We start from the raw sequence: 14,104 nt of genomic DNA, 5'->3' as shown, positions 1-14,104 counted from the left end.
TCTATTTACCGTTTTTTTTCAGGTTAAAGAAGCTGTCCACCGTGTGGCCGGTATCCGCCAGCAGGTTGTACTGCAGCTTCTGATACTCGTTGATTTTCTTGGAATACTTGGATTCCTCCGTCAAGCGGTGCAAATTGTTATCGTCACCCATGTAGAATTCTCCGGCAACGAACTTCACCGTCTTATGCATATCCACCAGATACTTCTGGTAACCCGTCATCTGAACGCCCATTTTGTCCAAGGTGTAGGCGCCCAGCATGTTGGCGCTGATGTCCACATTGTCTTCCGAGCCGATATCGTAATTCGCCCAGATGATGAACGGGGTGACATACCGGTTGACCTGCTGTTCCTTAGAGATGTTGTCCACGGACTTTCCGTTGTACATGGCATTCCAGAAGGAATCTTCCAGGGCCGGCTGGTGATCTCCGAACATGACGATAACTGTCGGTTCGTCCACGTTCTCGAAGTATTCCGTCAGATCCTTGAAGGCATCGTCGGATTTCTTCATCAGGTTCAGGAACAGCTCCGCCTGATCGTCCTTCAGCTTGGAATCGGTGATTTTAACCGGACGATCGATGTCTCCCTGCTTCGCCGCATCGAACCCGCCGTGGTTCTGCATGGTGACGTTGAAGAGATAGAACGGGTTGCTCTGATTCTTTGCCCGATATCCCTCGTAGTATTCTTTCAGCAGCTTAAAGTCCCCTTCGTCGGACATGTATTTCGCCCGGATGAAGTCCAGCTTGCTTTCCGGAATATCTTCCATGGAGATGAAGTCGTCAAATCCCAGCAGCGGATAGACCACTTCCCGGTTCCAGCCTCTTCCGTAGTACGGATGCACCGCCTTGTTGTATCCGTAGTTCTGCTGCTTCAGCGTGGTGGTAAAGTTGGCCAGTTCCGTGTGCACCAGGGAATTGTAAGCCACGCTTCGCGGCGGCAGGAAGGCCATGGAAGTTCCCGTCAGGAACTCGAATTCCGAGTTGGCCGTGTTGGCGCCGAAAATGGACATGTGGCAATGTCCCTTGATGGTGTTTTTCTTCAGGCTGTGGATATACGGCATGTAATCCGAAGAGGTTTTGATCTTGCCGTCCACGTTCAGATCTGCCAAGGATTCATTCATCACCACCAGCACGTTCGGAGACTTCTTCCCGATTGTGTTCTTTTTCTCCGAATCCGACGGATACTTGGCCGCAACCTTCTCCACCGCACTCACGGAATATCCTTCCGGTTTCTCGATGGTGTTGTAGGTCCAGGTGATGATAAAGGACAGGGCAGTGCCTCTCCGCTTATAATATCCCTGCGGATGCCAGGTCTTGACCTGGATATCGTGGTTCTTCAGGAAGTCGGTGTTGAACAGGGTGTGATAGAACCCGCCCAATGCCACGGCGCAGGCCAGCAGGCCCACCAGACGCTTCTTCCAAGGAAAACCCTTCTCCATGCGCAGGCTTAGCGCTGCGGTCACGAAGACGATGGTGAATATCAGGGAATAGACAATCCGCAGATCCAATTCAAAGGAATAGTTCCCCGCCACCTCCGTCGCTGTGCCCAGGGAATAGATGTCCTGGAACATGATCGGGGTTCCCCGGAACTTGAACACGTAGTAGTTTCCCAGCGCGCAGACCGATGCCACCAGCACGGTCAGAGACGCTGCCACGGTGGTCCGGTTGGTAATCACATAGAAAATCCACGCCACCAGGATGTAAATCAGCAGGTTTAGCAGAACTACCAGCGGCACCCGGGTCGCCTGATGGATGATGGCACCCAGTCCCATGTCGTAGTACCGCATCATGATGATGTGGCAGAAGAACGGCGTTGCCGCCATGAACAGCCATCCGAAGATTCGGTTCAGGCCGGCTTGCGGGAAGAATTTCTTCCGCTTCCACCGCGCATCAATCCAGTCCATCGGCAGCCATGTGAAAATCAAGGCCATCAGAAGCATGATGACCATAAATGCCACGCTCACCACCGGCAAGAACTGATAGACCCACCGGACGCGGAGATCCTGTCCGGATGTATTTTTGCCGTAAACGGTGCTGCCCTTCAGGTAGTCCTTCTGTTCATCGGCCATCTTGCCCATGTAGACGCCCAGGTTGTCCGATTTCGGGCTGCCCTCGGTGCGCACCGCCAGCACGTATTCCTGCCCTTTTTTCAGATCCGTGTTGAATTCAAATTCCGTAAAATCATCGTACTTGGTTAGGTGAATTTCGTTGCACGGCACCTCTATGGCAGACAGCACCTTGCCGTCCTTGTCCCGAATTTCCGCCTTCACCTTTCCCTTCAGAACGGTTTTGTCCAAGGTGTACAGCCGCACCCCGGCCTTCCAAAGATGGGCCTTCTGAGCCACGAAGGTCTGCGTGGCCTCCCGATCGCCGGCAATCTGCACCGGCTCGTAGGAATGGGTCTCCAGCCGCTCCAGCACGTAGTTGCGGTTAAAGGTGCCGGCATTCATGAGCACCATTCCCATTCCGCAGATGATAATCAGTGTCAAAATAATCTTCCGGCCGAGAAGGACCTTTCCCTTCCCTTCAAATCCGGAAATTTCAAAAAATCTCTGTAACTTTGCTTTCATTTTTTCTCCCCAAAAAATATTAACCAAATAATTTTACACTCATACCCTTTCATTTTCAAGGGTTGTACGGTATAAAACTCTTTCCACGGTGTGGAATTCCGTATAATTTTTTGCTATAATTCGTATACGGTAAAAAGAAAATTCGCACCCCCGGAGACGTCCGGCGCGGCGCAAACTGTTTTTATGGAGAAGGAGATTACGAGGCAATGGTTGAAACTGAGCACCTAATTGTACGAAACGCATCTTTTGCAGACCTGGATACTTTCGCCGAATGGGAATCCCGGGACGATGTTATTGAGCATTTCTGCCTGGACCACAAGCGAAATCTGGATACCCTGACGGACGATTTCCACGACGTGACGCACGACCCTTCTCGGAAATGGCTCACCATCATGCTGAAGGAAAATCGCAAACCCATCGGTCGAATCGGCATCAACGATATCGACCCGATTAACAACTCCATGAATTTGAAGATCATCTACATCGGAGACGCTTGCTACCGGGGCAAGGGCTACGGCAGCGAATCCACCCGTGCGGTGCTGGAGTACGCTTTTTCCGAGATGGATCTGCACCGGGTGGCCATCGATCACTTCCTGGACGACATGGTAAGCGAGCACCTTTACGACAGCATCGGTTTCCGGAAGGAGGGCATTATGAAGAATGCGGGTCGCCAGGGAAATGACTACTTCGACCTGCAGATGCGGGCGATTCTCAAAGAGGAGTGGGAAGAGCAAAAGGAAATTCTGAAGGCCAAGGAACCGGAGAAAGTGCCGCAGGTGATTGCCGATTATCTGTAAGGTAAAAATAAAATATCGCGAAGCATCGGATTGCATCCCGGCCGGGGTGCAATCTTTTTTTATATTTTTCTTGACATTACAATCGCCGTCTTGTATTATTTCATTGTGGTTAGACTTGTTTAACTTCTGTAATAGTTTTGGAAGACCAGATTCGATTCTGGAATATTCAATTGAAAATCAAGGGCGTCCGGCTGTTCCTCTTGCGCTTTCAGGGAAATCGTGCGTTGATATACGTATACCGAGAAAAACAGCTGGCGTCCCGGCTGAACAGTCCGGAAGCGGACGTGCTGACGCCGTCGAATTTCGATTCTTCCAAAATCAGTGCCTATGATGCCATCGCCTTCGGCTGCCCGGCAATGGGTGCGGAAGTGCTGGAGGAAGCGGAATTCGAGCCGATGTGGAACGAGTGCGAAGGCAGCCTCAGCGGAGTGAAGATTGCGCTGTTCGGTTCCTATGGATGGGGCGACGGCGAATGGATGCGCACCTGGGAAGAGAGCGCTGGGAATGCCGGTGCGATTCTGGCCTGCGACAGCGTGATGGCCAACGAGGAACCGGACGACGAAGCGAAGACCGCTTGCCGGAACCTGGGGCAGACGCTGGCATAGAATAATATAGACCCATTTACATCACTTTACACATAATAACTCCCTTTACATTACACGGAAAATGGGGGCTGCCGACGGCAGCCCCCATTTTCTTCTTTAGGATAACAGATGTTTACATTTCCGGTTCGTCCATTCCTACCGTTTGGTCTTCAGCACCTTTGCTTTGGACCAGGATGAATAGATTTTCTTTCCCTTTACGGTTTTGTACGTCCGAACCCGTACGTAGTATTTCTTCTTCGCTTTTTTCACCTTGAAGGTCTTTTTAACCGCACTCTTTTTACTGATTTTTAAAACTTTTCCGGATTTGAAGTTCTTGCGGACGGAGTACGCAATCTGATATCCGCTCACTTGATTCTTCTTCGTTTTCCAACGAACGTAAATCTTCTTTCCTCGTAACGGTTTTGCTTTTGTTACCGATGGGGTTTTCGGAACAATCCGGTATGTCACCGTTCTTTTTTCGCTAAAATTACCCTTTCCGGTAATTTCAACGGTTCCGGTGCCCACATTCTTTGCGGTTGCCTTCGATACTGTATAATCTGTTCCTTCCTTCAACGGAATTCCTTTATAGGAAAGTTGTAAGGATGGCTTCCGGATTTTTCCGGAATATGTCAGATGAGAAGATTTCATCTTTACGCTCACGTATTTCATCCTTCTCGGGATAATCCGGTAACTAAGTTCCGCTTTTCCGTTAAATCCGGCATCCTTAATTCCGGTCACCGTATAGGTTGCGTATCCAACATTTACGTTATTCTTGAACGTAATGTTGTAATCTTTTCCGGCCGTCAGGATATTTCCGTTGTACTTTACCGTAATCTTCGGAGCCACCGGAGATCCGGTATAGCGGGTGTTGTACCGAGAGCTCTGTGAATACTCACAATCTGCTATATCAACATATGTGTTGTCATCCGCCTTCTTGGCATGGCAGCGACTGCATTCATATTCATCACCGGCTTTCTTCCAGTCATGATATACATTTCCATCAGTGCAGCTGCGATATACGGCGCGCAAGGTTATATCCGAAGATACCGTAATCCGGCTTCCCGGCGTAACCGTTTTTCCATCGAAGTCCCAGCCGTCAAAGAGCATATTTTTATCCCTTTCGGTTGGAGCAGGCACGCGAAGAGTTTTGCCGGATGTGATTTTCCGTACGGTTGATTTTCCGCGGTCCGCCAGTTCCACATTGCAGTACGAAACCTTTCCGTCGGTCAAGGAGAGGGTGCAGTACTGCTGCTCGTTGTACTCATCTTCCGAGTTCTGGAGCCATACCGTCACCACGTTCTTGTCGCCAACGCGCTCGGTAAAGAGTTCCGAATCTAACAGAACATCGACATTAGACTTGCCTTCGATGTTCATTCGGCCCACATAATGGCCGTTCACGTAATAGCTCAAATACTTGTAGGAGCCATTTCCGATAGCCACATTCAGACAATATTCTCCGGATTTCTTGTTTACCGCTTCGTAACTCTGTGCACTGAGATGGGTGACGTCGTCTCCCTCAAATTTGAGGTTAAACTTGTCGCTCAGATTTACATGCATGGACTCCATGGTGGATGCATCCGACGCAAACTGTTTGTCCATCCAGTTAAACCGCTTGTTCAGCCAACTCTTGAGTGCTTTGTTGTCCTCTTCAAAACCTCTGGAATAGTGCCAACGCTGCTGATTTTTAATCCCGGATTCCTCAATGTAGTCGTGCCACCGATCCAAGGTGCCATTTTCTTTCACCGCTTCTTTCAGCGTATCCTCTTTGTCCAGATACAGTTCCCTTGCCTTTACGGCAAAATACGGATCTTTCATGATTTCAGAGAACCACCATCTGCCATTCGATGCCCAGGATACCGCCGATGAAGAGCCGAAAGGTGCTACCGAATCAGAGCCGTAGTCAAAGTCCCATACCGGTCCGAAATGAATCGGTGCATCGATGTCTTTGTACATATAAGTACTTCCGGAACCGATTTCGTTGCGCATCACTTCCGAGGTCAGCCAGAAGCTCGTAAGGCTATCCACGTCACATAAATCCACGTAGGACAAGCGCTTTCCGGCAATATCCGCCACGCACTTGTCCGGACTGTAAATTGCATCCTCCAGATTCTGTACGTAGTTTCGAATTCCGGAAAATGCCCGGTTGCTGCTGTTCAGAAATTCCGGATTTTTGAACTGAATCGGCACATCTCGGTCTGTCTTGAACTTGGATATTTCATCATAATATTTGTCCATTTCCATAAGGTATCCACCGTTAACCGACTTCGGTTTCTTGTAGTAGTCCGTCGCAGTGTATTCCTTCCCGTTGAATTTAACGGTATCGGAGGTCATCCAATCCAGGTCGGATTCCAGCTGATCTTCCAGCTTCTCGGCATCTTCATCGGAAAGGCCGTCCTTTGCCGCAATTCCTTCCGCAATGTCTCCGGCAGCGTTTTCCCAATCGAAGGCATTCACCCGATTTTTGTCCAGTTTCACCGTTTCTGTCAGCTGATAATTCCCTGCATACTTTCCATTCAGCACCACGTCGACCCATACCGAATCCATAGCAACCGTGCCAAGCTGCTTTCCGTAATAGGACGCCAGCATATTCCGCATGCAGCTTTCATCGATGTAGTTGGCAAGCAATGCCCAATGCTTGTTTTTGCCCATACCGAACAGATTGGTCTTTTTGTCCAACTTTATTTTGTACGGTTTCTTTTCAAAACGCGTCCAAGAGGAATTTCCCCGGCCGCGAATCTGGGTTTTCCCATCGTACAGTGTGGTGTTTTCGCTGTTGTATTTATCGCAGCCCTGAATCTTAAAATCTGCGGTGACATAGGTGTCCTTCGACGTGATGTCCGCACCGTCCTCCGTGTTGATGTATACCACCGGCAATTTGCTGCACAGCAGTATACACTGGGCGACCTTCTTTTGATTTTTCCATGCTTCCACCCGAATCAGTTTCTCCAAATCATCGGATGTCACACAATACTTGCTTCCTTTGCAGTTAATCTGCTTGTCATCCATGTACCACCGGTAGCTGATTCCTTCTGCGTCCCCATCGTAGGTTACCGTCAGATTCTCCCCCGGTGAAGCATAGGCTTCGTTAAAGTGCACACTCCCCGTTTCCTCTGCATACACTGTTGGAGTACAGAGGATGCCCGCTGCCCAAAGGGCAGCAAGCATCAGTACCAGTACAGGGATCCATGTTCTTTTTTTCAAATTGCTATACATTTTTCACCTATACCTTTACACATTACTTCTTAATCTTGATTTTCTTTACGCTGGAGTAGCTGCCGTAAAGCGTCTTGCCGGAAACCTTTCTGTAGGCGCGAACCTTATAGTAATAGGTCTTGCCTTTTTTCAGCTTCGTATTGGTCCAACCCCGTGTTTTGGAACCGGCAGTCTTCACGCAGTGATACTTTCCTTTGCTTGAGGTCGCTCTGTATACCTTATATCCGCCGGCATTTGCAGCCTTTTTCCAAGTTATTTTTACCTTGCGGCCCTTCAGATTCTTCACCGAAGCAATCTTTACCTTGGAAGGTTTCGCCACCTTCTTTGCCTCTTTGATCTTAAAGCTTACCTTTACCTTTCCGGTGTATCCGCGCTTGGATATTCCGGTAACTGTTGCCGTCGCAGTACCCCTCTTCACGTTGTTGGAGTAGGTTACCTTGTAATGAACCTTTTCGGTCAACGCCTGATCTCCGTCTTTTACCACAACCGGCGTCAATGCCTTGCCGGTGTATGTCTGATCCGGAGCAGATACCGTGCACTTCGAGAGGGACTTCTTCTTCATGTATCCGGTATTCGGGTCGAAATCGTAACGAACGCCTTCAATCACGGTCGGTTCCGTTACGTAATCATTACCCCAGTAGTACCGTGTACCAACGACTTTGTTGTTTGAATCGGTTTCGTTCTCAAACGCTCCACGAAGCAGGACGCCGTTGGTATCGAATTTGAAGTATCTTGAAGTTACCTTCTTGTTGCCCGGTGTGGCAATCTTCGTATCCTTACCGTCCTTGCCGACGTACATCTCACCATCGTCCGGAGATACAGCGTTATTGAGTCTTCTCCGGAAGTAGTACATGTTTCCGTCGATTTCTCTCCACCGGATGGCATAGGAGCCGCCGCCTTCATAGTATCTCGTAATCGTCTTCTCGGTTCCGTCCTTCAATGTAACGGTTTCCGTTACGAAACTGCCCTTGACGAACACGCCTTTTTTATTAAAAGTATATTTCTTTCCATCGATGGTAACCGTACCGGTTGATGCGTAGCCATCCTTGTCCATGTAATACCAGTCATTGCCAATCGACACCCAATGATTCTTGACAAATTCCCCATTTTTCAGATAACGAGGAAGACCGGTTTCCTTATCGGTAACCATGCCGGTCTTATCCGAAGGAATTTTCTTAGAAATTCCGCACTTCTTGCAGACCAGTCGATTATTTACGACTACAAATTCGTGCTGATCATTGGCACAGGTTTCCTTTACCTTCTCCTTACTGTAGCAGTAATCATTCATCTTCGTGCCATCGGCATCGTAGACATCCACAGAGAATTTCGTATCGGTGGCATTCATCTTGAAGTAAACACCGGTGAAATCATCAATCGGGTCTACCGCAAAGTTAAAGCCCTCTGGTTTCGATGGCGGATATGCTTTGCCACCGGTAGTGCCGCAAACGTAGTACACAACGCCATTCTTTTCGTCCGTCTCTCCTTTTGTGGTCGGATGGGTTCGAACCAGGGAGTGATCATGTCCGGAGAACATAAAGTCGATTCCCGCCCGTTCGCAAGCATCCGGAATGTACTTCGTAAAGGACTTACAGTCATCTGTCGTCGCATTGGTGCCGTATGGCGGCTGATGGGAAACTACAATCTTCCATTTCGCATTGCTCTTTGCTGCGTCCGAAACCAGCCACTCGGCATCTTCCTTTGCCGCCTGATCTTTGGAATTATATCCCAGAACGGCAACGTATACATTACCGTAGGTAACCGAATAATGCTGCTGATTGCTGATATCAAACAGTTTCTTCTGATTGATTCCTTCCGTGTCTCCGTAGAATTCGTGGTTGCCGCTTACATGAATCATATCGGTTCTGTTAAACGGTGCTGCGCTGAACATATCCAGGATAGAAGTCCATTCGTTATACAGATTCGAGGTCTCCACGAAATCTCCTGTCTGCACGCCGAAGGAATACTTATCCTTTGCCAGGTCCTTCATAATATCCTGTAGGATACTTTTATCCTCTACCTGTGTGTCACCCAGCAGGAAGAATTTCGTATCCTCACCGTTATTGTAGGTACTGAATTCTCGTACATCGGACCAGTGTTCTCCGTCACCTACCTTATAAACGTAATCGTTTCCGCTCTTCAGGTCCGTGACATTCACGGTGTTGATGTAAATGGTCTTATTGTTCGTCGCAATCGAAGAACCGTCGAAATTCAATCTTTCGCAAGTTCCTTCCTGTTCCTTAAAGGCCTTGTCCTTTTGTTCTTCATAGTCGCTCTTCAGTGCCACCTTCGCCACGGCCTTCTTTTCCGCGCTCGCCGGATTGGACATCCACGTAATGCTCTTGGTATTTTCCGAATTCTTCACCGCGTTCAGCTGAATGTACGCCGGTGCTCCATCTTCATTTGCACCGGAATTGAAAATTTGAGCCGTTTCGATGAACGAAGGTTTTCCCTGTGCATCCTTTGCGTAAATCGAAATTTTCTGCGCATCGCGGAATCTCGATGTGGTCAGCGTTCCACGGATATCGGTTTCCCCGATTTTCTCGCCGTCCGCCATGTAGATACCAATCCCTTTTACCTTCTTGCCATTTTTGTCGGTAACGATAATCTTCGTATCTTCTCCGGCCACCGTATTCTCAACGCTAATGTTGTATGCCGATTTTACTTCCATGCGCTGTGTCTTGCGGGTAAAAGGAAGTTCGTGGGTCTCGCCCTGATCGTCCGTGTACTCAAAATTACCGGCCGTCACCGCATAAGTGAATTTCTTATCCTTCGTCAAATCGGTCGGCACACCCACCTTGACCGTCGCAAGATTTCCTTCCCCGGAAACATCCGCATCCGCCTTCTTCTTTACAAAAATCTGAACGCTGTTATCGGTCTTGTTGTATACCGGCGCCTTCGCTTCTTCGAATCCGTCCGCGTATTCCACCGTATAATCCGAAATACCCTTGCCCAGTTCGATTTCCGTCGATGCGCTGTTCACACATTTCCGATCATCTGCCTTCAGATTCAGGCTAACCTGTTCACCCAAGTACGCTCCGTCTTCCGCAGCATACACGTTTACCTTCGGCTTATTCTGATCGGTTCCGTCCACATCGAAGGAGAACTTTTTGGTCGTTTCGTTTCCTTCCTTATCCCGAATCAGCACCTTAATGGAATGAGTTCCATTCGGCAGATACCAGTTGTTCAGATAAATCGTATCCTTACTCTTATCCTCCAGCAGGGAATTGTTTTCCAGTGCTTTGTCGGTAATGTTCTTTCCATCGATCCAGATATTTTTAGTGTTGTAGTCCACACCGGATGTGTACTTGTTTTCCACATCGGAAACATTCACCTCAAAGTTTGCGGTGTTGGACTTGATGGCTTCTTCTTTATTATTGAGACCGATTCCGTTTACCGAAATGCTGTTAATCAGCGGGTTATCCGTGTCTGTCGTATTCGCGCCGTATACGAACTGTACGTTATCGACATAAATAGAACCCTTGATGTCCGCCTTCGGAACCCGAACAATTTTTCCGTCTTCTTTGATGAAGTTTCCTCCCGATGGCGGCAAATACATCAGACGAATGGTCTCTCCACCAATCAGCTTAAACGGCCCCTTCAGTGGTTCGTGGCTTTGTGGATTAACCAGTTTTGCTTCTACATATTTCCAGCCGGTCCAGTCAATGCCGCCCAATTCTTCTGCACTTTCATTGCTGCACCCATTCGGTGTAAAGTTCAGTGTCTGTACTCCGCCGGTTCCGTCCTTCACACGAATTCGAAGCCAGAAATTCGGCGTTCCCTTCGGTGCATATACGTACATTCCGATTGCCGATGGATTTCCCGGAATCTCCTGGGTTTCGTTGGAGAATCCAACGCACGCACCCTCGGTGCTTCCTCCGACGCCGGAGAAATCGTAGTTCAACTTGAGGGAATTATTTCCCTTCCGAACCGGTTCTCCACTGGAGATTCCTACGATTTCCGCGGATTCCTTTCCGCCTCTGGAATCCTCAGCACCGGTTGTTGGATCCACGTAGTTCGGATAATGTCCGTATAACAGCTTTGACGAAGAAGATGTTCCCAGCCATTTGCCGTCCTTATCCCATACGCCGCGAATCTGCCCGCCGCCGGCATCAAAGCCGGCGCGATTAAAGGTCCAATAATCCTTCGCCGCAACGGTTTTCCCGTCGACCACCTGATCTTCAAAATCCATGGCAACGGTTGGCTGCAGTCCAACGACAACGGCCACCTTTCCATTCACTTCTTTGTTGTGTTTATACGCACAGTGAACGGTTCCGTATAATGTTTTTCCATCGGAAGACACGAATTTGTTGCCATGGAATTCTCCCAGCTTCACATTCGGGTCGGTCACTTCTTTTTTGTCCGCATCTTTCAGATCGGTTACGCTCCAGTCAAAATCATCATCGGAATAATGAATCTGACGATTCTTGTATTTTACCGTGAGCCCGAGATCCGATTCCTTTTCAAATCCAAGCGCAACTTCTTCATTCTCAAAAGAGATTGAATCCGGCTGCTGAACTTCGATGGTCGTCGTTCCAACAACGTCGTTTCCAACCTTCAGCTGTACTTCTGCCGTTCCGGTTTTCTCGCCGGCTGTAAATGTACCGTCTTCCGTGATGGTGCCCATCTGGCTGTCCTTCAGTACAAACTTTGCGCCGGACGGAATGTTTGCCTTTCCTCCCGCACTGTCTGCACCCGTTGCCTTAAACTGCACCTTCGATCCCGGAGTGTACACTTCATTATCCGGAGCAATCGTCGCATGGTCAAATTCACCGCTGCCCTTCGCATCGGAATACACCATCAATGCAGAAGATACTTTTCTTTCCACGCCATCGGAAGGACTGTTCTTTACCGTCAGCTCATCGGTTCCTTCGGACTTGCTGGCATAGGTATAGGAGCCGCCGCCATCAATATAGATTGCTTCCTTACAGCCCAGTTTCACCATGGTCTGTGCAGTCTCTTCATAAGTCATTCCAACGGATTTCGGTGCCTGTCGTCCATCTGCACCAAAGAAAACTACTTCTCCGTTTTCCTTTATACCAACCGCATTTCTAGGCATTCTGCCTTTATCTGCACGGAGCCAATCCGCCAGGTCCACTTTGCCATCTGTGACCAACTTATACGGTCCGCCAATTGCTTCTTTGACGTCGCTCAGGTCAGCCGATCCGTGCATATCACGAATTACCGCTTTGCCCGGTTTTCCGTCTTCCCCCTTCAGTATTGCAAAATAATAGTAACCTTCACTCCAGCCACTGGTGTTCTTTACCACTTTTCCGTTCATGACAAGGACACCGACAGGCTCTCCGGTGGTCATATTAAAGTAATCTCCATTCGTCGCCGCTACGATATTCTTTCCGGTCTTTTTGGTCACTGCGGCCGCCTGATCTCGAACGGTTTGCAGTCCCCACTTTCCACTGGTATCGTAATCCTTATAGCTGGCAAGGATTCCGGCTTTTTTTGTGAGATCCACAGTCGCAGCATATCCCTGTACCTGATTATCCCCTTGGGAGTCTACCAGTGTGATATGCTGTTCTTTTACTCCCGGTGCAATGCTGTACTGCTTCAGCGAAGTCAGCAGTTTCCCTTCCGGAGCGGTAAAATCCGCAGCGAAAACGCTTTCCACATTGCAGAGAGTCAGAAGAAATACACAGCTTAACGCTATGCTGAACATTTTCTTCAGTTTTCCCATTTCCATTTTCCAATCCTTTCTTCAAACTTCATTCGATGGACGATTATCGGTGGTATAAAAATACAGTTTAAGTCTACCCCTCTATTAGATTTTTGTCACTGCACTTGTAGTTTAAATAAATCTTAAGTATACCATAATTTTTCCCAATTCATTATTGTTTACATTTATATTCGCCGGAGCATCTATTCAGAATGCATATATACATCGAAAAAAGCTGTGATATAATCATAGGTAATCAAACCATCAAGGGAGGATTAGAGATGAACACAATTACAAGAGAGACCGCATGGGGACTTCTGACGAAGTACAACAAGGAGCCCTTTCATCAGCATCACGCAGTGACCGTGGAAGGCGTCATGAGATATTACGCGGAGAAAATCGGCGAAGATCCGGATTTCTGGGGAATCTGCGGACTGCTTCACGACGTGGATTTCGAGCAGTGGCCGGAGGAACACTGCACCAAAGCCCCGGAGCTTCTGGCGGAAATCCAGGCGCCGGAGGAAATGGTCCACGCCATCTGCAGCCACGGTTACGGCCTCTGCTGCGACGTCCGGCCGGAGTGTGAAATGGAGAAATTTCTTTTTGCCGCCGACGAACTCACCGGACTGATCGGCGCCGCCATCATTCTTCGCCCATCCCACAGCTGCAAGGATATGGACGTGAAGTCGGTGAAAAAGAAATTCAAAGACAAGCGATTTGCCGCAGGCTGCGACCGGGAAGTCATCCAAAAGGGTGCGGAGATGCTGGGCTGGGAACTGACCGATCTTTTCCAGACCGTGCTGGAAGCCATGCAGTCTTTGCCGGATCCGGAGGAGCTAGATGCCCGGAACGGAATCGAAGGATAATAAATTATGGGACAAAAAACTCGGCAAGCCGGACGCCTGCCGAGTTTTTTGCATTATTACTTTCTATTTCACCATTTTGTTTCTTGCATATACGATTATGTACGAGATAATCCAGCCAGGTCGCATGTACTATACATCATACATTCTTACATGTCAATTCCTGAATCAATCCCTCCCCATGTGATGAACCGACCAAGCCCTAGTTGCATTATCTATTTCCATCCGCGCACAATCCTATATGCCTAGAATTTTGAGGACGATTCACGCTGTTTAACAAAAAACTTCAAAATAGCGTGAACGAAATCCGCCGACTTTATGAAATTCTAATTTCTGACCGATGACGCCCTGCCTTTTGTTCACGCTAAAAAGAATTTTCCCCTTCAAAAAGCGTGAACTGTTTTTCGAAATCATGT

Annotated in this window: 6 protein-coding genes; 3 read left to right on the top strand and 3 right to left on the bottom strand. The window is 48.5% G+C overall.

Annotated features, from left to right (window positions below; all coding sequences use genetic code 11):
• Position 1: 1 nt before the first annotated feature.
• Positions 2 to 2,566, bottom strand: a complete 2,565-nt coding sequence (locus tag PUE40_RS04160) for an LTA synthase family protein (RefSeq protein WP_277671998.1) — start codon at positions 2,564 to 2,566, stop codon at positions 2 to 4.
• Positions 2,567 to 2,772: 206 nt separating this feature from the next.
• On the opposite strand from PUE40_RS04160, the gene PUE40_RS04155 reads away from it, so the two are divergent.
• Together PUE40_RS04155 and PUE40_RS04150 are read left to right on the top strand one after the other, a co-directional pair.
• Positions 2,773 to 3,363: a GNAT family N-acetyltransferase gene (locus PUE40_RS04155; RefSeq protein ID WP_154554601.1), complete on the top strand. Its 591-nt coding sequence runs from the start codon at positions 2,773 to 2,775 to the stop codon at positions 3,361 to 3,363.
• Between the two features lie 224 nt (positions 3,364 to 3,587).
• The gene (locus PUE40_RS04150) at positions 3,588 to 3,968 is read left to right on the top strand and encodes a flavodoxin domain-containing protein (protein ID WP_472850825.1); all 381 of its coding nucleotides are present in this window, start codon (positions 3,588 to 3,590) and stop codon (positions 3,966 to 3,968) included.
• A 135-nt stretch (positions 3,969 to 4,103) separates the two neighbouring features.
• Here the strand turns inward: PUE40_RS04150 and PUE40_RS04145 are convergent, their stop codons facing one another.
• Together PUE40_RS04145 and PUE40_RS04140 are read right to left on the bottom strand one after the other, a co-directional pair.
• On the bottom strand, positions 4,104 to 7,160 hold the full coding sequence (locus PUE40_RS04145; protein WP_277671996.1) for a CotH kinase family protein: 3,057 nt from the start codon (positions 7,158 to 7,160) through the stop codon (positions 4,104 to 4,106).
• Positions 7,161 to 7,182: 22 nt separating this feature from the next.
• Positions 7,183 to 12,852, bottom strand: a complete 5,670-nt coding sequence (locus PUE40_RS04140) for a phosphodiester glycosidase family protein (RefSeq protein WP_277671995.1) — start codon at positions 12,850 to 12,852, stop codon at positions 7,183 to 7,185.
• Positions 12,853 to 13,106: 254 nt separating this feature from the next.
• Here PUE40_RS04140 and PUE40_RS04135 point away from each other — a divergent pair, with 254 nt between their 5' ends.
• The gene (locus tag PUE40_RS04135) at positions 13,107 to 13,691 is read left to right on the top strand and encodes an HDIG domain-containing metalloprotein (RefSeq protein ID WP_154554598.1); all 585 of its coding nucleotides are present in this window, start codon (positions 13,107 to 13,109) and stop codon (positions 13,689 to 13,691) included.
• Positions 13,692 to 14,104 lie beyond the last annotated feature (413 nt).

It is taken from the genome of Mogibacterium kristiansenii, from assembly GCF_029224645.1.
Classification (GTDB): domain Bacteria; phylum Bacillota; class Clostridia; order Peptostreptococcales; family Anaerovoracaceae; genus Mogibacterium_A; species Mogibacterium_A kristiansenii.
This window is presented reverse-complemented; position numbering and strand designations above follow the sequence as displayed.